This window comes from Brevefilum fermentans, assembly GCF_900184705.1.
In the GTDB taxonomy this organism is placed as follows: domain Bacteria; phylum Chloroflexota; class Anaerolineae; order Anaerolineales; family Anaerolineaceae; genus Brevifilum; species Brevifilum fermentans.
The window spans coordinates 1097899-1120197 of the sequence record NZ_LT859958.1; the positions used below are offsets into that span (position 1 = coordinate 1097899).

Consider the following 22299-nt stretch of genomic DNA (forward strand, 5'->3'; position numbering starts at 1 on the left):
AGCTCACAGTCCAGGATGTCGGTGATTACTATAGAAAGGAGGTGACCCCCCAGATTCGTTTGCAAGGGTTATAGCTGCTCAAAGCTGGCCTGAAACCCGGAAACCAGGTGCATGTGAGCAATCCACAGCCGGGCGTGCTTATCGTGAAAAGTCTGGACTAACACCACACAATCCCATCCAAAAGGGCAGTCCACCAACGGGCTGCCCTTGTTTTATTTAAGCAAAGGAGGCTTAAAACAATGAGAAACCAAGATGTTATTGAAAAAATTGTCCCACCCATCCACCAGGTTGAAACCCCCAAGCTGCAAGGGTCCTATCCCCATGCGCGGGTCAAGGGCCGGGTCGTTACGACCAAAGTTGTTGGCGTCACCTTCGAAGGGCGACAGGAGGTGGTTGCCTGGGCCTGATCTCAACCAAGCGTTGGGGTTCAGAGAGGAATGGCAAATAGACTATCACTTATATGCTGTCAGGTCATTCGATTATTAAGGGAAAACAAGATTTTCTGGCTTAAATTTACAGGGACAAGGTTGCAAGATCTAAGTACATCCGGACATCATCCAGTTACTATTAAAAAATTCCATATTTACATAAAATCAAACATACATATCAATTAAAAATGTCAAGGATATCCCATCGATCTTGCCATTCACTTAATCGACTTTCATCAATTGAATGGTGTGTGGAATCTGGGGTGACAGGCCTTGTTCCCCCATGTTTTTTGAGATATTCTTGATGTGCTAAATAGATGTCATTTTTTATCCACCAATTTGGTACAACCCAAAACTTGGGATGTTCATCATAATTCCCCAAACTTACAAACACCCAGAAATTTGATTCATCAGATTTGGGCATCATCGGTTGACCATCCATAATACTCGACTGCCAGACTCTACTTCGCTTGGATTTTACCCGAAGGGTAATGGAGCGACTTTTATCGTGATTGTCGGCAATAATGACAATTTTTGACTTCTTTTTGACAGGTGTCGCAGACACTCCTCGCTTATTCAATTCAGCAACGGAGAAATATATACCAGCCTGTCTCACTTGTTGTAAACTTGCTTTTCGAAACGTTTTCTTTTCTGTCACAAGAGCCCCTTCATTTAGAATAGTGGCCACAAAAAAAACATAAGATGTTTTATTCCTTCCAGCACTAAATTATTTTAACACAATAAGGATAAATCGCAAAAAATCCCTGCTTTTGGTATAAAGTTACCAAAGGCATGACCATGATTTAATAAGTGCATTTTGTATATCATCGAAATCAACCCCCTTTTTTCACTTATATACAAAAGATTCCGACGGGTTTACCGCTATATATAGCGCCCCCGGGGCGACTCGAACGCCCAACCAACTGATTCGAAGTCAGGTACTCTATCCATTGAGCTACGGGGGCTAGCAAGTTTATTATACCGCAAAAAAATCCCCGGATGGTCAATTAGAGCCGTGAAATAGTGAATTTGGCCTGCGGGTTTGACCCTTCATTGATTAATAATCAAGTGCTATCTAAACAATGTGTTTTCACCTTTTAAGGATTTTCAGATGCTAAATATTATCATAAAAATCTATTTGGCGACCAGTACCGGATAAGCTAGTTCATAAGTCAGTTATAGAATATATGCTAATTAGGCAATCAAGATAATCTATTATTGCCTTGTCTGGTGGTAACTAATGCGTTTAGGTTTTTCTTGGTTTCTTGTCAATTATTTTTTGCATTTACGGGGATAATGTTACAATGTAATTGATTCTCCAAAGCTATCCTCCCAGATATAAAGGGTTCTGTACTTGTGAATGTGGAGGGAAATGAAAACATATAGGAATCTCCAAACTACAATTTTGATAACAACATCGGTTGTATTACTATCATTAATGGCTTTTGTTAATGTTGTAAACGGGGAAGAAGGAATTTATCAAACATACTTGCCATTGATACTAATATCCGAGCATTATCAGGAGCCAACACCACCGCCTAATTCTGCTCCTTTGCCGGGTGAAAATTTGCAGTGCAATACCTATGGTAATGCAATAATTTGTGCCACAATTTCAAATGTAACTCCAACAAAATACTCATGGTTGACTATTAGAGGACAATTAATAGTAAATGGTGTTCCTCAAAATAATCTTCGAATGTACACTACTTGGCACTTTAAAACCACAGAATCTTATTGTAATGATGGTATAACCAATGAAGATGGGATTGCATCGTGTCGTTATTATATTTCTGGTGCAACATCAGGATATAAGGTAAATATTAATGTAAACATTGGAGGTTATTCGGTTACAACATGGTTTACAACTCAATAATAAAACACTGCAAATAGTCTGTTGGAGACATAACGAAATTCTGCGAAGACGTGCTACTTTTGCGAAAATTAAGAAGCCCTGTTAAAATAACTTTTGCAGGGCTTTTGATCTTAATTTTCTTCGAAAGCGGTGATTTTTATTCCACACAAAACCTGATGGGTCAGACTAATTTGTAAGTTTTTAGGCGTTACCTAGCCCAAACAATCGAAGACCTGCATGTTTCTTGTCGGGATTTCAGCCCTGTTGATAACTCGGGATTGTAATTTTGTTTACTTAAATATCAATGGCAAAACCTAAGGGGAAATTTCTATGAAAACAATTGTTGACACATGGTTTCCCCGTTTTCTAGCCAGAAGCTATGGGTTTTGGGTTTGTCTGGTTTATGATCGCTGCCTGCAGTTTCCGTTTATCGTATTAATGCTTGTCTGAACGCTCGTTGTCAATCTCAAGTTTTTTCGACTTACGATATATTGATATCACTCTTGACAAATCTTAATCCTATGCTATGATATCTTTAAGTAAATATAAGTGAAATGCTGATATCTTAATAAGGAAAGGATGCGCACGATGTCACACGTTCTCTACTTAACCAGGGATGACCCAGTAATTTATTTAAAAGCCTATGGTGGGGTGCAGATCGAGGGGGTCGAGGCTACGGAAATCACCTGCAAAATTGATTCACCCCAACTGGCAACCCTGGTAGAAGAAGACGGGAATGTTTACGTGACGGTCAGCGCTTCCTGCTATTTGGAAGTACCGGTTAATTCATCGATCATCATTGAGCGCGCGATGGGGTCGGCTTTGATCAAACGTGTGAAAAACCCAATCACTATTGATAAGGTGCTTGGAAATTTGGTCTTGATCGAGGTTGGACAGGCGGATGTGGACAAGATCGGCGGCAACTTTTCAGCACAGCACGTTACGGGACACCTCCACATCGGCAAAATCGCCGGTAATCTAACCGTCGATGACGCCCATTCTCTCGCCTGTGAGAAAGTGGGCGGCAACTGCGTCCTGCGTCAGATCCACACGGATGCGCTGATAGACAAAGCCGGTGGGTCTTGCCTGGTTCAGAATATCGCAGGAGATGCGCACCTGGCAAAATTTGGCGGTTCGTTTAAGGCGCGCGGGGTTAATTTGGGCGATGGTGTGAAAGCCGGAGGCAGCCTCGAGCTTATTGACTGCCAGTTTGTGCGTGATTTGCGTGTGGCTGCCGGTGGAAATATTGCTGTTGCGCTTAATAAGGATCAGACAGACCTATCACTCAACATGACATCGGGCAATGAAAAAATTAAGATTGAGGCTTTTGGTGAGGAGTTATCAATTCGGGATTATGAATACCAGCAGATCTTTGGAGATGGCAGCCTTTCCGTCGAACTTTCTGCTGGAGGATCGGTATCAATTGCAGAGGCACCTGAGGAAGGCGAAGATTTTATCGGCGACCTTTCGGATCGTTTCTCTTTTAAGGAATCGGCATTCAGCGAGATGATCCAGCGGCGGATTGAATCAGCCACCCGTCGGGCAGACGCAAAAGTTAAAGCAGCCGAAATCCGGTTGGGAAAAATTCAAGATCGACTTGAAAAATTCCGTGGTTTTCCGATTGACATGGGCGTTGAAAATGAAGATGCGGAGAAACCAACGTCGGTGCCCAAGCGACCTGCTCCGCCTGTTACACGACCGGCAGGAAAAAAAGGCGCCACAGATGAAGAACGTTTGATGATCCTGAAAATGTTGCAAGAGGGCACAATCACAGTTGATGAAGCTGAAGCCCTCTTCAGAGCAATGGAAAAGTGAGTGAGGATGTGAAACATGGATCAGGCTGAAAGAAAAATTCTGGACATGATTGAGCAAGGCGTGTTGACGGCTGAAGAAGGATTACGGCTGATTGATGCGATGAACGTTGGAAAAAGCGAAGACGATGATGGGTATAACCTTTCGCCGGAAGAGGTGATGGTTTCTGCTGATGATATTGTGGAAACCTCCAAATCCCGTATCTCGACTAAGGAACTGGAGCGAATGAAACAGCTCAAGCGTTGGTGGGTTTTTCCTTTTGCAATTGGTCTGTTGATCACCACCCTGGGCGCCCTGTGGATGTTCGCAGGCTACAGCCGCTCTGGTTTTGGTTGGGGGTTTTGGCTTTCGTGGATACCGTTTATCATTGGGATTTTTATGTTGGCGTTCAGCTTTCAAGCGAGTCGCGGTGTGTGGTTGCACGTGCGCATCAAACAAAAGCGGGGTGAGTCACCGCCGCGCATTTCGATCAGCTTCCCGTTGCCACTTTCGCTGACGCAGCGGCTCATTAACGCCTTGAGCCACAAAATCCCGGGACTGGATGATCTGCCGCTGGGAGATGTATCTGAACTTCTTGAAAGGATATCACCGGAAGAACCATTTTATGTGCACGTCAAAGATAAGGACAACGGAGAAAGGGTAGAAGTTTTTATCGGATAGAATCGTTTTGATTCGTTAGTGATCCCTCGATCAAATTGTTTACCGCAGGTGATAATCACACGGGTTAGTTGTTGAAGAAGTTGTAGATCGCGCTGCTGATATTGGCAAATAAAATATTGACGGGGTCAAACACTGCCTGAACGGGATGGTGGGCAAAAATGGTTAATACATAATTGCCGCCTGGCGAATAAATCAGCGCAGCATTCCCGTAGGTGTGCACTAAACCGTCGGTTTCTATTGCCCAACCATGCTTATGGGCAATTCTGGTGCCCGAAGGGACGCCAGCCTGGATCAATACCCCAATTTTGTTGAAAAGCATGATGTCGATCATCTGCTGGCATTTTCTTTGCGATATCTCATCAGGGAAGGCGGCGATGAGCGATCCGCCCGCGCGCTCAGCACACAGGTAGATATCTTCCATTAACATTCCCATATCGGCTGCCGTGGTCTGGTTGTAACGATCAGGCTGGGTATCAACATCGGTGCGCTGGTTGGCTGGTGTTTTGAAGGTCTGTAATAAGGGCGCGCCAAGATAAAAATGGCCAGCCCAAAAGGTATTCTCTAAACCCAGGCGATGCATATCAGCAGTGACAATTAAGGGTGACAGGTTGGCGTCAATCACCATCATTGCGAGTTGGTCAGTGCTGGCATTATCAGATTGCTGGATCATCTCCTCCATCAAGGTAATCACTTCTTCCGGATAAGGTTCTTCCATGGTGCGAAACGCAGTGACCATCAGCGGGATTTTCACCAGGCTCCAGGATGAGAAAGCAATATTGGGCGCCAATTTTTCCTCATCTCCCCGATGCGCGAGCAGCAGGTTACGGGTTGAGCCTAAATCCTGCATGTAGACTTCGACAACCCCATCGAAACCAGAGACTTCGATGATCTGTCGGACCATGATTTCTAAATCCGGTAAGGATGGCCTGGGAATGGATGTTTTGTTCAGGGCGAGATTGACTCGACGGCTGGATGGCGATTTGAGAGCATCAAGGGTCTGAAGTGTTGCCCGGTCGATGTCGAGGCTGGTGCCGGAAACACCTTCGGCGAATTGATCAGTTCCAGCTATGGGCATCGGGGGAATGGCAGGCGCATCATAGCGCGCGCTGATCTCTGTGACCAGATAATCCCGTATCCGTTTTTCCTCATAAGAAGCGCTGAGAGGCACCTTGATAACTTTTATCTCCCTCTGCCAGAGGAAATTCCAAAAACCTGCCCAGAAGGGTTCGGTCACGCGCTGGTTGTCGGCAACAGCCAGCATGTGATCGACCTGCGGCTCGAACCCCAGGACCGCCGGGCGGATTTGGATCGGGTGACCGTCATAAACGATTTCGATAGGTGAGCGGTAAACCATGAAAAGCCGTTCGGCAGCCTGGGCATAATTCAACCCGCCGATCGGGACATCGCCGACCTGCATGCCCTGAGGGAAATTATTCCGTAAACGACTGTATTCAATCAGTTGAATCGTTGTCAGAATCAGGGTGAGGAAACTGATCAGGATGGCAGCCCAACGAAAAAGGGGAAAGCGGTGTTTTTGCTTCATTTAAATTATTGTACTTAATTCGGATCGTTTTTTACAGAGCGAATCCGTCGCTTCACAGCTCGCCTGATCGGTGAAGACAAGAAAATAAGATAATGAGTGGGCGATGACCAATTTACAGGTCAGGTGTCATCGTTTCTAACACTGCCAGGGGTTCAAGGTTATCGGGTTCTTCGATGAAGGAATCGGCATAGTGTGTAAAGGCGATTTTCCCGCCTCTTTCTATCAGGATGACTGTGGGGGTGCCCAGTGAAAAAAACTTTTGATCTTGAAAATACATTTTTGCAACCCGGGAGCCCTTGTCGCTCAGGATGGTGTAGGGGGTCGGGTGTTTGGCGAGGTACCGGTTGATCATAACGGGTCCATTGGGCACAACAACCAAAATTTTTGTGTTTAGGTCAGCAAACTTTTTGTGATCATGACGCAACTGCGCCATATGATTGGTACAGTGCGGTCAGACAAAGCCGATGTTGAAGACGAGCAAAACATGCTGGTCCTGGTACAGGTTTGAGAGCGTGATCGATCTTCCTTCGTGGTCGGGGAGAGAGAAATCGGGTGCCTGGTCTCCAAGGGTGAGTTTTTCCAAAATATACCTCTAATCATTCTGCAGCCGTGTTGATACTGGCTGATAATCGCATTTGTGATTGATAATGATACTTGATGATCGTGAAAATCGCCATCCACTGTTCGCACCCCGCAGAGCTTTAGCGTTCCCTGGCAGTATTTTGATCACCTGTTTTTGGGTAAAATAATACAGACGTTCGTGGTAGCGTTTCAGTTTGTTTTAAAAAGCACTGCAACCTGATTAAATTTGCCAAGCATTTGACTTGTCATTGAGCCAGAGATATACTTTCAACTTGAAATAAGCAAGAAAAATTGGAGGTCGCTTTGAAAACTGCATTGATCACAGGCATCACCGGGCAGGATGGCTCCTACCTGGCTGAGTTGCTTTTACATAAGGGTTATGAAGTTCATGGGTTAATTCGTCGTTCCAGTACTTTTAATACGCGCCGAATTGACCATATCTATCGCGATCCCCATGGCAACAACGGTAAGGTTAACCTGTTTTTACATTATGGCGATGTCACTGCCGGCGACACACTGCTGGATGTGCTTTATAATGTGAAGCCCGATGAAGTGTATCATTTAGCAGCGCAAAGCCATGTGCGGGTGAGTTTTGATATGCCCGAATACACCGGTGATGTGACGGGATTGGGTACCGTGCGCATCCTGGAAGCAATCCGCAAAGCCGGGATGAAATCCCGTTTCTATCAAGCCTCATCCAGCGAGCTTTTCGGTGATTCAAAGCCCCCACAGAGCGAAGACACTCCCTTCAGGCCGCGCAGCCCCTACGCGGCGGCAAAACTTTACGGTTACTGGATTGCCAACAACTACCGGGAAGGTTACGGCATGTACGCGGTCAATGGTATCCTGTTCAACCATGAATCCCCGCGCCGTGGCGAGACCTTTGTGACCCGAAAAATCACCCGCGCGTTGGCGAATATCATGGCTGGCAATCAGAAGCATCTTTACCTGGGCAACCTCGAATCCCGGCGAGATTGGGGTTATGCACCCGAGTATGTGGAGATGATGAACCTGATGCTGCAGCAGGAGCAGCCGGAGGATTTTGTGATCGGCACCGGCGAGGCGCATACGATTGCGGAGTTTCTGGATGAAGCCTTTGGTTATGTAAATTTGGACTGGCATGATTATGTGCGCATCGACCCGCGGTACTTTCGTCCAACCGAGGTCGATTACCTGGAAGCGGACACAAAAAAAGCCAAAAAGCTGCTCAACTGGGAGCCGCGGGTAAAATTCCATGAGCTGGTGCGGATCATGGTCGATGCCGACCTGGCACTGGTCGGTCTGGATGCGCCTGGCGATGGAAAGCGGATCATTGAAGAGAAGTTCTCTGGCTGGCATCGTTGGGAAGACCAGGTCGTATCGATGGAACGTTGATTGTGAAAAAGGTTGAAATTACCTGCGATCTTTGCTATAATTTGATTGTGTAAAAAACCAGCGGAGGAGTAACGCATCACCGCCTGCCAGAGAAGGAACGCCACAGGCTGGAAGCGTCCACAGGAATGGGATGGGTGAAGTCGCCGCAGGATAATGCTGAAGAAAATCCGCCCGGCAAACAAATTCGGTGCGGGTGAGTAGAACGGCACGGGAACGCCCGTTATCGTGTGGCCGGATGGTGGTCTGGCATGAGTGCGCTGGCTAAGGCTGGCGAATTGAGGTGGTACCGCGGAAGTAACCTTTCGTCCTCTGGGATGAAAGGTTTTTTTGTTAATCATTGTGATTTTATTGAGGAGCGTGTCTGATGGCTAAAGAACTGCCAAAAACCTATGATTTTAGCGAAACGGAAGGGCGTATTTACCAATGGTGGTGGGAGCGTGGTTATTTTAAACCCAGTAATGACCCCCACGAGACGGACTTTGATCCCGAGATTAAGCCCTTTGTGATTTCGATACCGCCGCCGAATGTAACCGGCAGCCTGCATCTGGGGCATGCCCTATTTGTTGCCATGGAAGATTTAATGATTCGCTATCATCGGATGAAGGGCGAACCTGCTTTGTGGGTACCCGGGACGGATCATGCAGGCATTGCCACCCAATTACAAGTTGAAATGATGCTGCGGGAGCAGGGCACCAGCCGTGAGGAGATTGGACGGGAGAAATTCCTTGAATACGCCTGGGCATGGAAGGAGAAATACGGCGGCATCATCACGCAGCAAATTCGGCGATTGGGCGCGTCTTGCGATTGGAGCCGAGAGCGCTTCACTCTTGATGAAGGATTAACGCAGGCTGTGCGTGAAGCTTTTGTTTTGCTGTACGAAAAAGGTTTGATCTATCGCGGTCCACGGATGATCAACTGGTCACCCGGACTGCAAACAGCAGTGTCTGATCTGGAGGTTGTATATTCCGAAGAACCCGGTAAGCTGTACTACTTTAAATACCGCATCTCTGGTAGTGATGATTTCATCCCGGTGGCAACCACTCGCCCCGAAACAATATTGGGGGACACCGCGGTGGCAGTCCATCCCGAAGATGAGCGCTTTAAGCATCTGGTGGGAAAAAAGGCGCTTGTTCCAATACTGGGACGAGAGGTCCCGGTGATCGCTGATGCCTATGTCGACCGGGAATTTGGTACCGGTGCGCTTAAAATCACGCCCGCGCACGACCCCAATGACTATGTCATTGGAGAACGGCACAATCTGGAGTTCATCAATGTGATGAATAAAGATGCCACGATCAATGAGAACGGTGGACCGTATGCCGGGTTAGACCGCATGGTATGTCGGCAGAAGCTGTGGGCGGACATGGAAGCGGAAGGCCTGGTGATCAAGGTAGAGCCTTACCAGATGAAGGTGCCGCGCTCCCAGCGCGGGGGCGAGCTTATCGAGCCGATGATCTCCACCCAGTGGTTTGTGAACGTGAGCGGCATGGCGCAATCTGCTCTGGAAGCCGTCAAAGATGGCCGCATAGAGATCATCCCCGAGCGGTTTAAAAAGGTTTACTACAACTGGTTGGAGAACATTGAAGATTGGTGCATCAGCCGGCAATTGTGGTGGGGGCATCGTATTCCTGTGTGGTATTGCGATGATTGTGGTGCGATAATGGTGGCTCGATCAGAGCCCACGCATTGCCAGGAGTGCAGCAGTGCCCATCTGCATCAGGACCCGGATGTCCTGGATACCTGGTTCTCTTCGGCTCTGTGGCCATTCTCAACGCTTGGTTGGCCCGAGAAGACTGCAGATCTGGCTTATTTTTATCCCACGTCTGTGATGGAGACGGGATATGATATTTTATTTTTCTGGGTGGCACGTATGATCATGGCTGGCTTAGAGTTCACCGGGCAGGCACCTTTCCACACCGTCTATTTACACGGGATGATCAAGGATGAATTCGGGCAAATTATGAGCAAAACCAAGAACAACGTGATCGATCCACTGAAGGTCATGGATGAACTTGGCACAGACGCGCTGCGTTTCACCTTGTTGGTGGGCACAACACCCGGGAATGATCCGAATATTTCGCTGAAAAAGGTGGAAGCCAACCGAAATTTTGCCAACAAGTTGTGGAATGCCGGTCGCTACGTGATCCGCAACCTGGAAAACCTTCCTGCTGCGCCGGTCGATGAACCGGATTGGACCCTGGCGGATCGCTGGATCTGGGCACGCATGAGGCAACTCAATGAAACGGTCAATCGCCTGTTTGAGAGTTATCAGTTTGGTGAAGCCGGACGCCAGGTTTACGAGTTTTTCTGGGGAGAGTTCGCCGATTGGTATTTGGAAATCTCCAAGGATCAGATCGTTGAAGGCGGGGACCGGGCTTTTTATACGGTACAGACGCTGGTCAGGATTTTTGATACTTGTCTGCGGTTTTTGCATCCGTTTACACCCTTTGTGACGGAAGCCTTGTGGGGTCACCTGCGAAGCGCGTGTGTAGACGTATCGGATGCATTGGCGCCAGCAGGCGGATGGGAGGATGCATTGATCGTAGCCCGCTGGCCTGAACAAGAAATGGCGGAAGACTGGGAGTTGGAAGCGATTGAGGATTTTGGCTTAATCCAGGAGATGGTGCGGGCAATTCGTAACATCCGCTCTGAATACAAGGTTGAACCGCAGCGAAAAATCTCCTGCACGATCGGCGCTGGTGGAAAAACCGCTATGCTCAGTGCGCAACGTCAGATATTCGTGTCCCTGGCAGGGATCGACCCGCAGGGGCTGGAGATTCTTGAGACGCTAGAACCGGCGGATGATCGGGTTAATCTGGTTGTAGCGCCGGTGGAGATCAGCCTGCCATTGGAGGGTTTGATTGATTTAGAAGCTGAGCGCGCCCGCCTGGAGAAAGAATTAGGAGAAACGCAAGCACAGATTCAGCGGTTGGAGAATTTGCTGGCGAGTCCATTTGCGCAGAAAGCGCCGGCGGAGGTAGTGGCGAAAGAGCGCGAGAAGTTGGCAACTTACCAGGAGACAGCCGATCGTTTACAACAGCAGTTGAGTGGTAGCTGGTAGTTGGTAGCTGGTGGCTGGTAGCTAATTAGAAGTATTCTTATTGCGGTATGTTTAAAGAGACCGCGGGGCTTTTTCGTATAGCCGAATATAATTTAATACAAACCCCGCGGGTCTTTGTTGGAAATTTGTGTTGAATTTATGTCTTAATAAAAATTGAATATCATTGTTTAGACCCGCGGGGTTTTAAACCATAGCTGGTGTAGATTCGATATAAACCCCGCGGGTCTATGTTTAATGGTTGTTTTTGATTTGAAGGGTTTGCAGGCCCAAATTATGACACGCGATGGTGTTCATTCTGCATGAGGCGTCTGAGAATGGCCAGGGATGTGGCATATGTGGAATCAACCCCAAAATAAGACAGGGCGCCTGCGCCAAGGTTGCCACCCTTGGTGAGGGGCGTATCTGAAGCGTAATGTAGGATGCCTAAATCAAAAGGCACGCCATAAAGATTAACGATCTCATTAACGGGGTGACGCGTCGGGCGATACAGCTCAGACACAGCAGAAAGATACGGACCAGCTTCCATTTCAATATCCGTATAGCCTTCGCGGTAAATCACTTCCATGACCTGAGAATTTTGCAGAAAAGTACCTAATACAGAGACCGATTTCTGGTTATCTAAAACCGTGCCATAAACGAGGTATGGTCTGACATCGCTGGCAGAGAAACAGTTGTGAAACAAGTAGGTGTTTTGTGAATGCTCATCGTAGATTACGTTGGGGATCATCACATCCCCACGCCGCCCGTTGAGAGTCGCTGCCTTGCCCATGATGTAGATTCCTAGCAGCGGATCGGCGTGTTCTGCAATTTTTACCAGCAGGTTGTATGCGGCAAATCCAAGTGGATAATCAATATTCAGAATGAGGGCGTCGCTTGGTTTCAGGAATGACCAATCAGCATCCTGCGCAGAAAATCCGGTTGGTGAAAGGCGGGGATCGATGGTCTCGGGATTGAGGGCAGCCAGGTCAATAATTTGCGCCTCTATGTCGAAGGCATGTTCGCTGGGTAAGCGGTAAACGCCATTTGATTCCTCAAATTCCGCCTGTGCGGCAACCAGGTCTTTTCCCTGTGGCGTGGCCTGGTATTTCTTCAGGACATAGTAAAGAAAATTTTCAGGCCGCGAGGGGATTTCTTGCTGGTTGATATCGCGCCATTCAGCCAGCAGATCTTCATCACCGGCGGTGTGCAGGTAGTGGGCCAGGCGCTCTTTCTGGGTGAGGGCAAAGCCAGTCAGCAAGTTGGGAATACTGTGGGTGTTGCTGGAAATGAAGTAGACCGGTCGGTGGTTGATCTGCGGAACGCTTGTTGCGATATTATCCCACCAGTAACGGGTGGCTCGGCGGTACTCATTGAGAGACCCGCTGAGAAGCTGCACCTCCAGATCTAATTTCTGTGACTTGATGCGGTTAAGCCTGGGTTGAAATCCTTCGCCCCAAATGATTTGCAAACGCCGCAGCTCAATGGGTGAGATCCTGAGGTGATGCGCCAAATTGTCAAAGCCTTCCATTTCACTAAGTGAAACACTGGTCAGAAGTTCACTTGGGGCATCGAGTAAGAAACGATGCAGCTTGTTCCATTCGATCTGGTATGCAGTCAACAAAGGGATGACATCATCAATATCTGAGCGGGAGGCAATATAACAAGCCAGCAAGTTTTTTCCGTCAAAAAAACAACGGCGGCGGCGGGCGCGTGCGGTCGTTTCAGTCCAACTTTCATTTACATGATAGCCGAATTGTTCAAATACAGTCCCGCTTTGCGCTAATAGGACAGCCTTGACATCCGGTATACAGTCTGGCAGGCGCAAATTCGCATAGATAAAAGCAGAAATATCGGGTTGTTCCTGACGCGCAAACGGATGCAGGGAAGAGTTCATCCCCGCATGAACTTCTTCAAGCGAGCGGATGCGCACTCGTTCTGTTGAGCGCAGCAATGAGTAGATTGTGCGAATGTAGAGGTCAATTTCATCAGAGGCTCGGGTTGGGACGGTTCTTTCCATGAAAACTCACTTATTCAGACGATTGTGTTTGGCATTGAAAAATTAATTCTTCAAAATTTCTAAGCCTTATTCTACCCTGATTGACGACGTTTTAAACCTGCTAACCGCCTGTGTTGATCAGCCTGCGATAATTTTCTGTAGAATGCGATGTGATTACGGTTTGTGTTATGAAAAGTGGCTTGATTAATCAAGCGGTAGGCATAAATTCGGTAAGGAGTTGCTCCTGGCTGAGCTGGCTATTGTTGTTTGGTTAACGAAACCCCATTCCTTCGGTACAATATAAGCAATATTTTTGATCTTGAATTTGAACGTGTGATGACGATAGAAACCATCTTCTTTGATTTTGGCGGTGTGATACTGAAACAGCCCAATGAGCGCAAATTGAAACTGTGGAAGAAAGCCCTGGGCGTTAAGGACCATCCTGAGATTGAGGAGATGTTGGAAAACCCGCATGATTCTCAACTGGTCAAAGACATCTGCTTGGGAAAATTGCCAGAGGATTATTTGTGGACCATGATGGCTGAGAAATGGCACCTGAGACCCACAGTGATCCGGTTCTTAAAACGAAGGTTGTCCTCGAATCGCCAGCTAAACCAACCGATTGTCGATTTTATGGCAGAACTGCATGGTCAATACCAAGTTTCGATTTTAAGTAATGCGGGTGATCAAACCCGGAAGTTGCTGGAGGATACTTACCAGCTAAAGCGTTATGTGGACGAAATCATCATTTCTGCTGAGGAGGGAGTGATCAAACCCGATCGGCGGATTTTTGAAATCGCGATGTCACGTTTGGGCACAACGCCAGAGCGTTCACTGCTTTTGGATGACCATTTGCCCAATGTAATGGCTGCACGGGAATTTGGCATGCATGCGGTGCAATTTATCAGTCCGCACCAGGCGATTGAGACGGTGCGCATCCACCTGGATGGAAGGCAATCCTGATGCTGTACCTGGTTGCGACGCCAATTGGCAACCTGGGTGATATTACACTGCGGGCATTGGACGTGCTGCGTTGTGTAGATCTGATTGCCAGCGAAGATACGCGCAAAACCTCAATTTTGTTGGGACATTATAATATTCACAAGCCCCAAAAGAGTTATCATGCCTTCAACGAGGAAAAGGTTGTGCCAAAGCTGGTTGACTTGCTGCTGGAGGGGCAATCAATTGCGGTCGTTTCCAGTGCCGGGACGCCGGGCATCTCTGATCCTGGCTATTCGCTGGTGCAGGCTGCGATTGCGCATGGGATCCCGGTCACAGCGATACCTGGCCCCAGCGCCCTGGTGCTTGCGCTGACCTTGTCGGGCTTACCCGGGCACAGTTTTACATATAAGGGCTTCCCGCCGCGCAAATCCGCTGCACGCCGACGGTTTATCAGCGTTGATGCAGAATCGCCTCATACTTTGATCTTCTATGAAAGCCCCCACAGGGTCCGGGCTTTTCTGGCAGATGCATTGGCTGTCCTGGGAGATCGCCAGGCAGCGCTGGCTAACGATTTGACCAAGAAGTTTGAATCCCTACAACGGGGGCGATTGAGCGAACTGCTGGAAACATTCAATCAGGAAGCCCCACGCGGCGAATACACGGTGTTGATTGAAGGTGCCCGGTAGGCGCTAACTCAGAACTTGAAAGGTGAAAAGTCGGTTCCATCGTCGAAAACGTCGATATCTTCTGCGTGCTTTAACTTGTTAACAACCCGATAGGTGAGAGGTGTTACGACGATTTCAATACCGAGTTTAAAGATATAATTGGTAATGGTCAGACTCCAGAACAAGCTCCATGGGAACACGCCCAGGGCGCTGGCAATTAAGATGAAGGCAAAGGTATCAAAAGCCTGCCCGATGACACTGCTACCGATCGTGCGCGCCCACAGGAATTTACCTTTGGTACGGACTTTCATCGAAGCCATGACCATGGCATTGGAAAAAGATCCAGCCAGGTACCCTGCCAGGCTGGCGACAACGATGGCGCCTGAGCTCATGCTTCCCAGAATCTTGTTAAAGTTTTCCTGGCCGACACTGGCCTGCCAGGTGGCTTCTCCGGGAAGTACCTGGACAAACCAGAACACCAGCGCACTGAAAGCCAGGGCGCCAAAGCCGAGCCAGATGATGCGCCGAGATCGTTTGTAACCGTAAACTTCGGTCAGAACATCACCAACGATATAGCTGATCGGGAACAGGATCGTCCCAGCATCAAAGCTGAGAGATAAGTTCCCCAGGCGGGCTCCCCAATCGATGATCTTGGCGGAGGAGGCGATATTGCTGAGCACCAATGTCAGGACAAAGATCATCGTGAGGATGTCCAGAAATTGAAAGGATTGTATTGCGGAGTGATTGTCTTGTTTTTTCACAGTTGGCTCCGATTGAACACACAGGCTAAGTATACCTTGCTATGCACCATTTCTTTTTAAGTCCGGATGACATCCACGATTTACAGGTCATCTTCCCTGACCGGGTTGCTCACCAAATCAAGCATGTCTTACGCCTGGCGAAAGGCGATCGTGTCGCTGTGCTGGATAATCGAGGGATAATCTATACCGTGGTTCTGCGGGATGAAACCGCAAAAGGTCAACGGGTTGGTGATATTGTTCGCACTCAAATGGCAACATCCGAACCTCGGGTGCAGATTTCGCTTTTCATTGGACTGTCCAGCCGTGAAAAGATGGAGTGGATCTTCCAGAAGGGCACTGAAATTGGTGTGTCTGCCTTTTGCCCTTTTGTTTCTACGCGGACTTTGATAAGCAATACCGGATTGACTGAGGGAAAAATGTCTCGCTGGAAGCGGATTATTCAGGAAGCAGCAGAGCAATCCGGGCGTGGAAAGCTACCGGTGCTGAATGCACCGGAGAAATTGGCAGATTGCTTTCTTAATGCAACCCAAACGAATGGTCTGTGCCTGCTGGCCTGGGAAGGCTTGCCTGAGGGTAGGGTTAACTTTAAGGAAGCACTGCGAGGTTTCACAGGGGACAAGCTGGCGTTGTTCGTGGGTCCAGAAGGTGGCTTTTCTGATGCTGAAGTGGCTTCAGCGCAGGGTGCTGGATGCCAGCTGGTAACCCTGGGCGCCCGGATTTTTCGAATGGAAACAGCGGCGATTGTTTTTCCTGCCCTGGCTCTTCATGAGCTTGGTTCTGAATAATTTTCGGTAATGTGATATGATTTGGTAACTTTATTCTGCATTCAGAGTTATACAGTGTAATCATCTTTAGAACAGGAATTTAACTTGAAACAGATCTGTATTATTGTTAATCCGACTGCAGGTAAGGGTGCAGCAAAAAAATTATTACCTGAAATTGAACAAGTTATCGATGGGCTCGGTCTGGACTATGAAATTAAATTTACAGATCACCCCGGGCATGGCATCCAATTGACAGAAGAAGCTTGTTTTGAAGAATACAAGACTCTGGTGGCGGTTGGGGGAGATGGGACGGTTAACGAAGTCATCAACGGGATGATGCGTGCAAAACAAAAGAACGCATTGCTGCCAAACCTGGCGGTTTTGCCTGTTGGACGCGGCAATGATTTCTCTTTTGGCATGGGTATTCCCCAGGATCTTGTCGCTGCTTGCCAGTTGTTAGCAAACGGAAATTCCAGGGAGATTGACATTGGTTTTGTGAAAGGTGGCGACTATCCTGACGGTCGTTATTTCGGAAATGGCGTCGGCATCGGATTTGATACAGTCGTTGGATTTGAAGCAGCGAAACTTCCGCCTTATATCGATGGTGTCCCGGCATACCTGTATGCAGCACTGAAGACCATCTTTTTGTACTTCAAAGCACCGCTTATTCGGTTGGATATTGATGGCGAAATCATCGAACAACCCTGTATTTTGGTGTCGATGATGAATGGGCGGCGGATGGGGGGTTCTTTCATGTTTGCGCCCGCGTCCGAATCTGATGATGGCATATTAAACCTGTGTATTGCCGGGCAGGTGACCCGCTGGCAAGTTATAGGTTTGTTCCCGCAGGTCATGTCGGGGACGCATGAGAAAAATCCAGCGATTAAGATGCTCACAGGAAAGGCGATTAAGATCAGCGCAATTGAAGGCACATTGCCTGTGCATGCGGACGGCGAAACGATTTGTGTCGCCGGTGATGCTCTTGAAGTTGATATTCTCCCACGAGCTTTGAGGTTGGTGTCTCCATGAAAACTCCACTGACCTGGTTGGTCAATACAATCATTCGGACCATCCTGTATTGCATACTTAAAATTGACATCTCAGAGATAAAAAAAGTGCCAAAACGTGGCCCGCTGATTCTTGCTGTTAATCATGTTAATTTTTTGGATGCACCTGTGTTGATCACCCACATGGGATCACGCTCATTTACAGGGTTTGCCAAACGCGAAACCTGGGATAATCCATTGATGGCATTTTTGTTTACCCTGTGGGGCGGAATTCCGATTGATCGAGGGGTTGCTGATTTTAATGCTTTCAAAGCGGCTAAAGATGCTTTGCTGGTCAAAAAACAACTTCTAGCCATCGCTCCGGAGGGTACACGTTCAGGCGACGGTCGTTTGCTTCAAGGAAAGCCTGGCATCGCCATTCTGGCGAGCAAGGCTGATGTTCCAATCCTCCCGCTAGTCTATTATGGTCACGAGGATATCTCACAGAATCTTCGCCGCTTAAAACGGACACCATTTCATGTGAGAGTTGGAAAACCCTTTCGGTGTAAGTTTTCTGGTCAGGAGAGGAACAAAGAAATTATGCAAGCTGTTACCGACGCCATCATGCTGGAAATTGCTGACCTGCTGCCGGAGAAATACCACGGAGAATATCGGGGGGTTACGATGGATCGTGGAAAGTATCTTGAATATATCGATTCAACTTCGGGGGAGGAGATTCCGCAGGCGCTTGGAGAGCAATTTTCCCACGCCTAGATTGCGACCGCTTTTGTCTTCCACCAGCAGATACTGACCTTGAGGGGGTAGATCTATTTTAGGGTTGCGAATATCCCGCTGGTCGATCCATTGGGAAAGTTGCGAATCATCAAGCTGGGCTTTTCCCCGGATAAACAAGTGACCGAAACGGCTGGCGAATTCAAGGGAGGGGTGGAAATTTCCTGCAATCCACTGACCGATTTGCATGCCAATCCACTCAAAGGGGAGCGTTTGGAATCTTTCGAGGTAGACTTGAGGAATGAGAAAGATACCTTCGTGGCGCTTAAAAAGCTCGAGGTGATACCGGGCGAGGATTTCGCCAAGGTCAAATCCATAAGCATCCCAAATCTGTTCACAAATTGCCGACTGAAGATTGAGCGGTGTCGCTTCAAACTGGGTGCGAGAAAAGTCGCGGGTGGGGGGCGCCTGAGGTGTTATGGGGATTACGCCTGTTTTTCGTAAACGTGCGCAAAAGAAACCCGACATGCCGGTCAGATGCGGCCAGAGTCGCAGAGTGTTTTGCAGTGCGGGATGGAAAATCTGGTCTGCATAGGTGCTCAGCCCGGGGGCATGGAAGGGCAGCTTGCTGGAGAGATCTTCAATAATCAGGGCGTCGGGGTACAACTTGAGAACCTGGTCAATCACAGCCTCGTTTTCCTCAGGAGCCAGCGAGCAGGTGGCGTAAACGAGCTGTCCACCAATTTTTAGAGCGCTCAACCCGCTGATGAGAAGCCGAATTTGCATTTCTTGCAGACGAAGCCGTTCTGAATCGGTGGTTTCTCTGAGGGGGTGGCTGGGTGTTGGGCGCAGATTCTCCATGCTGCAGGGGGCATCGAGCAAGATGCTATCAAAGGTCTCGGGGAACCATCTGCCAAAGGATTCACCGGGAAAATGGGTTACGACCTGGTTGATGGCGCCCCAATTCGCGATGACGGAGCGTAAAGCGGGGATGCGCCTTTGGCTGGCATCGTTGGCGATGATAAAACCCATGTCCTGTGTGCGGTCGACCAGGTGGGTTGTTTTTCCACCGGGAGAGGCGGCCATGTCGAGGATCAACGGTCGCTGTGCTTCAAAATCCAGCAGGCTGACCGGTACCATTGAGGATGCATCCTGAAGGTAATATCCGCCCAGGCGGTGTTCTATCGTCATGCCGGGTGAGGTGCTAGCGGATTCAATCAACCAGGCGTTGTCACAGAAGGCGACGGGTTTAATTTCCCAACCATAACGTTCTGCCAGGGCGTGGATCGATGTTGCCGGGTGCGCTTTGAGCGAATTGAGCCGAATACCGGTGGACAGGGGGGCATCCTGAATTGCCCGGATTTGCTGGAGTTCTTCTTCGCTGAGGATCTCTGAAAAACGCGCCAGACTTTGAACCAGTTTGTGCATGCCGGGATCAGCCATTGTGAGTTCCCTGGGTTTTATCAATCAGAAAGACAATCTCGTTTTCGATCCTTATTTCCTGAACGGGCAGACCTTCAGGCAGGTTGGAAAAGACCAAATCGCGATGTCTTTGTTGCAGGCTATGGGTGCCGGAGAGGTCAGTAGCGGGCAAGGAGACGGCCAGTTTTTTAACCTTCAGAGCACTCCAGAAGACACGGTTGCATCCGGGTTGACGCTTTTCGAAACGGTGCGCCTCTTTGAAGAAAAACGCGAGATCAGCGGCGCCTTCTGGCGGGTTGGCAAGGATGTCCCTGTTTTCAGCCAGGGGTGTTAATCCGATTTTTGATAGAAAAAGGTTAATAAAGTCCACCCTGGGTTGGATGATATCAAAGGCATGGTAGCGGACTGAAGGGGGTAACCCCATCCAGGGCAACGCCAGGGGATGCAAGCCGCAAGCCAGGTCGAAGATCACCTGCGGTTTCCCGACTGCCTGGAAAAGTTGCGTGTAAAACTCGTCCATGATTGGGATGCGTTCTGCTGTGGAAGCATGCTGAGAGAGCACTTTGAGGCAAAAATTCTTTAACTGCGGGGAATCGAGGGCAAAATCTTCGATTTTGTAAAGTTCTTTTGTCAGAGCAGGATAATCGGGTTGACCCAGGTAGGGTGCGACGATGTTGTGTAATTTCCGCCGGACGGCTTTGAGGATCGCTTTTTGTGACCCCTGCTGAAGCGCTTCTTGTCGGACCAGGTCTTCAATGGTGGCCTGATTCAACCCCAGATGACGGTATTTCCTGGTGTTGAGGATCTGACCGACAAGCTCCTGGATGAGCTGATTTTCAACCTTCATTTTGACACCAAAAAAGCCAGTTCGGTTTGGAAAAGAAACTCCTGAATTTCCCAGGGTTTTCCACCGACCAGCTTTAAAAAATGCTCTTTGTAGAATGCGGACATGCCTTTTTTTCGCCCAGCCAGGCTATGAACTGGAAAGCTGACCAGGATGTGATCCGCAGGTGTGTCCTCCAGCAAACGCTCACCGATAGATTTTTCCATTTGTTCCAAACAGGGGATCGATTTAAGTAAAAAGGCGACCTGGGCTCTTTCGGCGGGAACCTCAGCGATCAAATCGCAGGGCTCAGCCGCACCGTTGATGCAGAATTGATCAAAAAAAGCGTTGACCAGATCCAGCAAATCTAGGTAGATGTCGCAGGCAAAATACTGAACATGGTCTGCAACGGGTATCCAGGGGAGCGCCAGAGGATTCAACCCACACGCCAAATCAATGATGCCGGTGACCGGCGCGATCGGCGTCAGGCAGGTTTGGAAAAAGGTTTCAATAATGGGCAGGCGTTCAGCAGTAGAGGCATGGGATTGCAGCATCCGGCGGCAGAAATCCTGGGTTTCAGGCGAATTGAACTCTCTGGGGAGATCTTTCAACTGTTGGATAGCGGCGGCGTAAATTGATTTTTGTTTGAGATAGGCGCCGCCAACCTGGTGGAGTTTGTTGCGCACAAACTTGACGGCAGCTTTGCCTGCGAAACCAGCAGTGATTGCTTCCTGGCACAAACGCCGTACCAGGTTCGAGGTGATGTGCTTGTATTTGGCGCCCGAGAGCACCTGGTTGGCTAACTGCTCAAGCTGTGGGTTATCCATGGTCGTTCTGCAGCCTTTCCGTGAGCTGGGTCATGAAGCGCAGGTTGTGCAGAGTCGCCAGACGGTAATAAAGCCAGTCTCCGGTTTTGAAAAGGTGGTGCAGATAACCCAGGCTGTAATGCTGGCACACGGGGCAATCGCAATCATCTGATATTGGTCGATCGACCTTGATGTGTTTTTTGTCCTGGAGATAGACATATTCCAGCCAGTCTTCACCCTGCAGGGGCTGATCCGGTGGAAGGTTGTAACGCATCAATCGGCCGTGTCGTGCATCACGGGTGGGCAGGGCGCAATCAAAGAGGTCATAGCCGAGGCGAAAAGTCTTGACCAGGTTAAGCGGGTGCCCGATCCCCAGCGCGTGCATGTGATAACTTGAAGGCACCAGCTCTCGAGTCAGTCCGACAATGTCGGTGAGCAATTGTCCCTGGGAATTTAATGGCCAACCGCCATACCCAAAGGCGTCAAAGCCGATCTCCAGCAAGCCATCTGCGCACATCTTGCGCAGGTCGGCGTAACCACCGCCTTGAATCACGCTGAAGATCAGGGGGCGGTCGACATCGGAAATTTTGCGCTGATCGAGTTGGAGATTGTATTCCTGCTTGCAGCGCTTCGCCCAATCCAGGGTGCGCTTGACGCTGATTTCTTGCTGTGCGCGAGACGCGTCCACGTGGGTACAGTCATCGAGGCAGATGACCACATCACTGCCGTAGCTGATCTGTAATTGGATGCTCTTCTCTGGCGAGAGGAGCAGTTTTCTGCCCTTACCATCAGGACGGAAGAGGATGCCGCGGTCGGTGAGGGTGCCGAACTGTTCGGATTGATGGATCAGCGAGTACGCCTGGAATCCACCCGAATCGGTCACAATCACTTTGTGCCAATCGGCAAAGTTGTGCAAGCCAGAAAAGGATTGAATGGTACTCGAACCGGGTTTCTGCATCAGGTGAAAGGTGTTCATGACCAGACCTTGAATGCCAACGCTCTCCAGATCACGTGAATCCACTGCGCGCACATATCCCAGGGTTGCATCGGGGAGAAAAGCTGGCAAGGTGAGTGCTTTATCCCGAATTTGCATTTTTTGTGGTGTCTGCAT

General features: G+C 48.9%; 20 protein-coding genes and 1 tRNA gene. 11 read left to right on the forward strand and 10 right to left on the reverse strand.

Annotated elements, in window-relative coordinates:
* Positions 1 to 239: 239 nt before the first annotated feature.
* Complete coding sequence (locus tag CFX1CAM_RS11335) at positions 240 to 407, forward strand: hypothetical protein (protein ID WP_157891717.1); 168 nt, start codon at positions 240 to 242, stop codon at positions 405 to 407.
* A 199-nt stretch (positions 408 to 606) separates the two neighbouring features.
* Here CFX1CAM_RS11335 and CFX1CAM_RS11340 read toward each other — a convergent pair whose 3' ends face one another.
* Together CFX1CAM_RS11340 and CFX1CAM_RS04895 are read right to left on the reverse strand one after the other, a co-directional pair.
* Positions 607 to 1086 (reverse strand): hypothetical protein, encoded by a 480-nt coding sequence (locus tag CFX1CAM_RS11340; protein WP_157891718.1) that lies wholly within the window; start codon positions 1084 to 1086, stop codon positions 607 to 609.
* 234 nt (positions 1087 to 1320) lie between these two features.
* Positions 1321 to 1393 (reverse strand) — tRNA-Arg (locus tag CFX1CAM_RS04895).
* Between the two features lie 407 nt (positions 1394 to 1800).
* On the opposite strand from CFX1CAM_RS04895, the gene CFX1CAM_RS11345 reads away from it, so the two are divergent.
* From CFX1CAM_RS11345 to CFX1CAM_RS04905, 3 genes are all read left to right on the forward strand, one after another.
* The gene (locus tag CFX1CAM_RS11345; RefSeq protein ID WP_157891719.1) at positions 1801 to 2301 is read left to right on the forward strand and encodes a hypothetical protein; all 501 of its coding nucleotides are present in this window, start codon (positions 1801 to 1803) and stop codon (positions 2299 to 2301) included.
* Between the two features lie 567 nt (positions 2302 to 2868).
* Complete coding sequence (locus CFX1CAM_RS04900; RefSeq protein ID WP_087861941.1) at positions 2869 to 4095, forward strand: SHOCT-like domain-containing protein; 1227 nt, start codon at positions 2869 to 2871, stop codon at positions 4093 to 4095.
* A 15-nt stretch (positions 4096 to 4110) separates the two neighbouring features.
* Positions 4111 to 4752, forward strand: a complete 642-nt coding sequence (locus CFX1CAM_RS04905) for an SHOCT-like domain-containing protein (protein ID WP_087861942.1) — start codon at positions 4111 to 4113, stop codon at positions 4750 to 4752.
* A 64-nt stretch (positions 4753 to 4816) separates the two neighbouring features.
* Here the strand turns inward: CFX1CAM_RS04905 and CFX1CAM_RS04910 are convergent, their stop codons facing one another.
* Positions 4817 to 6295, reverse strand: a complete 1479-nt coding sequence (locus CFX1CAM_RS04910; protein WP_087861943.1) for a serine hydrolase — start codon at positions 6293 to 6295, stop codon at positions 4817 to 4819.
* Positions 6296 to 6407: 112 nt separating this feature from the next.
* Positions 6408 to 6878 (reverse strand): peroxiredoxin family protein, encoded by a 471-nt coding sequence (locus CFX1CAM_RS04915; protein ID WP_231941009.1) that lies wholly within the window; start codon positions 6876 to 6878, stop codon positions 6408 to 6410.
* A 302-nt stretch (positions 6879 to 7180) separates the two neighbouring features.
* On the opposite strand from CFX1CAM_RS04915, the gene gmd reads away from it, so the two are divergent.
* Together gmd and CFX1CAM_RS04930 are read left to right on the forward strand one after the other, a co-directional pair.
* Positions 7181 to 8251 carry a GDP-mannose 4,6-dehydratase gene (gene gmd / locus CFX1CAM_RS04925; RefSeq protein WP_087861946.1) on the forward strand — a complete coding sequence of 357 codons (1071 nt, stop codon included), beginning with the start codon at positions 7181 to 7183 and terminating at the stop codon, positions 8249 to 8251.
* A 364-nt stretch (positions 8252 to 8615) separates the two neighbouring features.
* The gene (locus CFX1CAM_RS04930; RefSeq protein WP_087861947.1) at positions 8616 to 11312 is read left to right on the forward strand and encodes a valine--tRNA ligase; all 2697 of its coding nucleotides are present in this window, start codon (positions 8616 to 8618) and stop codon (positions 11310 to 11312) included.
* 271 nt (positions 11313 to 11583) lie between these two features.
* On the opposite strand, the gene CFX1CAM_RS04935 is transcribed toward CFX1CAM_RS04930, so the two are convergent.
* Positions 11584 to 13308 (reverse strand): DUF6909 family protein, encoded by a 1725-nt coding sequence (locus CFX1CAM_RS04935; RefSeq protein WP_087861948.1) that lies wholly within the window; start codon positions 13306 to 13308, stop codon positions 11584 to 11586.
* 315 nt (positions 13309 to 13623) lie between these two features.
* On the opposite strand from CFX1CAM_RS04935, the gene CFX1CAM_RS04940 reads away from it, so the two are divergent.
* Positions 13624 to 14250, forward strand: coding sequence for an HAD family hydrolase (locus CFX1CAM_RS04940; RefSeq protein ID WP_157891720.1), 627 nt, complete (start codon positions 13624 to 13626; stop codon positions 14248 to 14250).
* The gene (gene rsmI / locus CFX1CAM_RS04945; RefSeq protein WP_087861950.1) at positions 14250 to 14915 is read left to right on the forward strand and encodes a 16S rRNA (cytidine(1402)-2'-O)-methyltransferase; all 666 of its coding nucleotides are present in this window, start codon (positions 14250 to 14252) and stop codon (positions 14913 to 14915) included. Before CFX1CAM_RS04940 ends, rsmI begins: the two co-directional genes overlap by 1 nt.
* An 8-nt stretch (positions 14916 to 14923) precedes the next feature.
* Here rsmI and CFX1CAM_RS04950 read toward each other — a convergent pair whose 3' ends face one another.
* The gene (locus CFX1CAM_RS04950) at positions 14924 to 15655 is read right to left on the reverse strand and encodes a queuosine precursor transporter (RefSeq protein ID WP_231941010.1); all 732 of its coding nucleotides are present in this window, start codon (positions 15653 to 15655) and stop codon (positions 14924 to 14926) included.
* Between the two features lie 41 nt (positions 15656 to 15696).
* Between CFX1CAM_RS04950 and CFX1CAM_RS04955 the strand changes: the two genes are divergently transcribed.
* The 3 genes from CFX1CAM_RS04955 (at position 15697) to CFX1CAM_RS04965 (ending at position 18179) form a co-directional block, all read left to right on the forward strand.
* Positions 15697 to 16440 (forward strand): RsmE family RNA methyltransferase, encoded by a 744-nt coding sequence (locus CFX1CAM_RS04955; RefSeq protein WP_087861951.1) that lies wholly within the window; start codon positions 15697 to 15699, stop codon positions 16438 to 16440.
* Positions 16441 to 16524: 84 nt separating this feature from the next.
* A complete protein-coding gene (locus CFX1CAM_RS04960) occupies positions 16525 to 17448 on the forward strand; it encodes a diacylglycerol/lipid kinase family protein (protein WP_087861952.1) in 924 nt (307 codons plus the stop codon).
* Positions 17445 to 18179: a lysophospholipid acyltransferase family protein gene (locus CFX1CAM_RS04965; RefSeq protein WP_087861953.1), complete on the forward strand. Its 735-nt coding sequence runs from the start codon at positions 17445 to 17447 to the stop codon at positions 18177 to 18179. The genes CFX1CAM_RS04960 and CFX1CAM_RS04965 overlap by 4 nt, the downstream gene beginning before the upstream one ends.
* Here the strand turns inward: CFX1CAM_RS04965 and CFX1CAM_RS04970 are convergent.
* Genes CFX1CAM_RS04970 through CFX1CAM_RS04985 form a run of 4 tightly spaced genes read right to left on the reverse strand, consistent with a single transcriptional unit; the run spans position 18123 to position 22299 of the window.
* Entirely contained in the window at positions 18123 to 19580 is a 1458-nt protein-coding gene (locus CFX1CAM_RS04970; RefSeq protein ID WP_087861954.1) for a hypothetical protein, read from the reverse strand. The two genes, CFX1CAM_RS04965 and CFX1CAM_RS04970, sit on opposite strands and share 57 nt — an antisense overlap.
* The gene (locus CFX1CAM_RS04975) at positions 19573 to 20406 is read right to left on the reverse strand and encodes a class I SAM-dependent methyltransferase (protein ID WP_087861955.1); all 834 of its coding nucleotides are present in this window, start codon (positions 20404 to 20406) and stop codon (positions 19573 to 19575) included. The genes CFX1CAM_RS04970 and CFX1CAM_RS04975 overlap by 8 nt, the downstream gene beginning before the upstream one ends.
* A complete protein-coding gene (locus CFX1CAM_RS04980) occupies positions 20403 to 21209 on the reverse strand; it encodes a class I SAM-dependent methyltransferase (RefSeq protein ID WP_087861956.1) in 807 nt (268 codons plus the stop codon). The genes CFX1CAM_RS04975 and CFX1CAM_RS04980 overlap by 4 nt, the downstream gene beginning before the upstream one ends.
* A complete protein-coding gene (locus tag CFX1CAM_RS04985; RefSeq protein ID WP_197687161.1) occupies positions 21202 to 22299 on the reverse strand; it encodes a tRNA-ribosyltransferase family protein in 1098 nt (365 codons plus the stop codon). Before CFX1CAM_RS04985 ends, CFX1CAM_RS04980 begins: the two co-directional genes overlap by 8 nt.

Coding starts and splice junctions, on each gene's coding strand:
- CFX1CAM_RS04970 (WP_087861954.1), bottom strand. CDS start 19,580: ATGGCTGATCCCGGCATGCACAAACTGGTTCAAAGTCTGGCGCGTTTT.
- CFX1CAM_RS11335 (WP_157891717.1), top strand. CDS start 240: ATGAGAAACCAAGATGTTATTGAAAAAATTGTCCCACCCATCCACCAG.
- rsmI (WP_087861950.1), top strand. CDS start 14,250: ATGCTGTACCTGGTTGCGACGCCAATTGGCAACCTGGGTGATATTACA.
- CFX1CAM_RS04905 (WP_087861942.1), top strand. CDS start 4,111: ATGGATCAGGCTGAAAGAAAAATTCTGGACATGATTGAGCAAGGCGTG.
- CFX1CAM_RS04955 (WP_087861951.1), top strand. CDS start 15,697: ATGCACCATTTCTTTTTAAGTCCGGATGACATCCACGATTTACAGGTC.
- CFX1CAM_RS04900 (WP_087861941.1), top strand. CDS start 2,869: ATGTCACACGTTCTCTACTTAACCAGGGATGACCCAGTAATTTATTTA.
- CFX1CAM_RS04930 (WP_087861947.1), top strand. CDS start 8,616: ATGGCTAAAGAACTGCCAAAAACCTATGATTTTAGCGAAACGGAAGGG.
- CFX1CAM_RS04985 (WP_197687161.1), bottom strand. CDS start 22,299: ATGCAGACACCACAAAAAATGCAAATTCGGGATAAAGCACTCACCTTG.
- CFX1CAM_RS04965 (WP_087861953.1), top strand. CDS start 17,445: ATGAAAACTCCACTGACCTGGTTGGTCAATACAATCATTCGGACCATC.
- CFX1CAM_RS04940 (WP_157891720.1), top strand. CDS start 13,624: ATGACGATAGAAACCATCTTCTTTGATTTTGGCGGTGTGATACTGAAA.
- CFX1CAM_RS04980 (WP_087861956.1), bottom strand. CDS start 21,209: ATGGATAACCCACAGCTTGAGCAGTTAGCCAACCAGGTGCTCTCGGGC.
- CFX1CAM_RS04975 (WP_087861955.1), bottom strand. CDS start 20,406: ATGAAGGTTGAAAATCAGCTCATCCAGGAGCTTGTCGGTCAGATCCTC.
- CFX1CAM_RS11345 (WP_157891719.1), top strand. CDS start 1,801: ATGAAAACATATAGGAATCTCCAAACTACAATTTTGATAACAACATCG.
- CFX1CAM_RS04910 (WP_087861943.1), bottom strand. CDS start 6,295: ATGAAGCAAAAACACCGCTTTCCCCTTTTTCGTTGGGCTGCCATCCTG.
- CFX1CAM_RS04935 (WP_087861948.1), bottom strand. CDS start 13,308: ATGGAAAGAACCGTCCCAACCCGAGCCTCTGATGAAATTGACCTCTAC.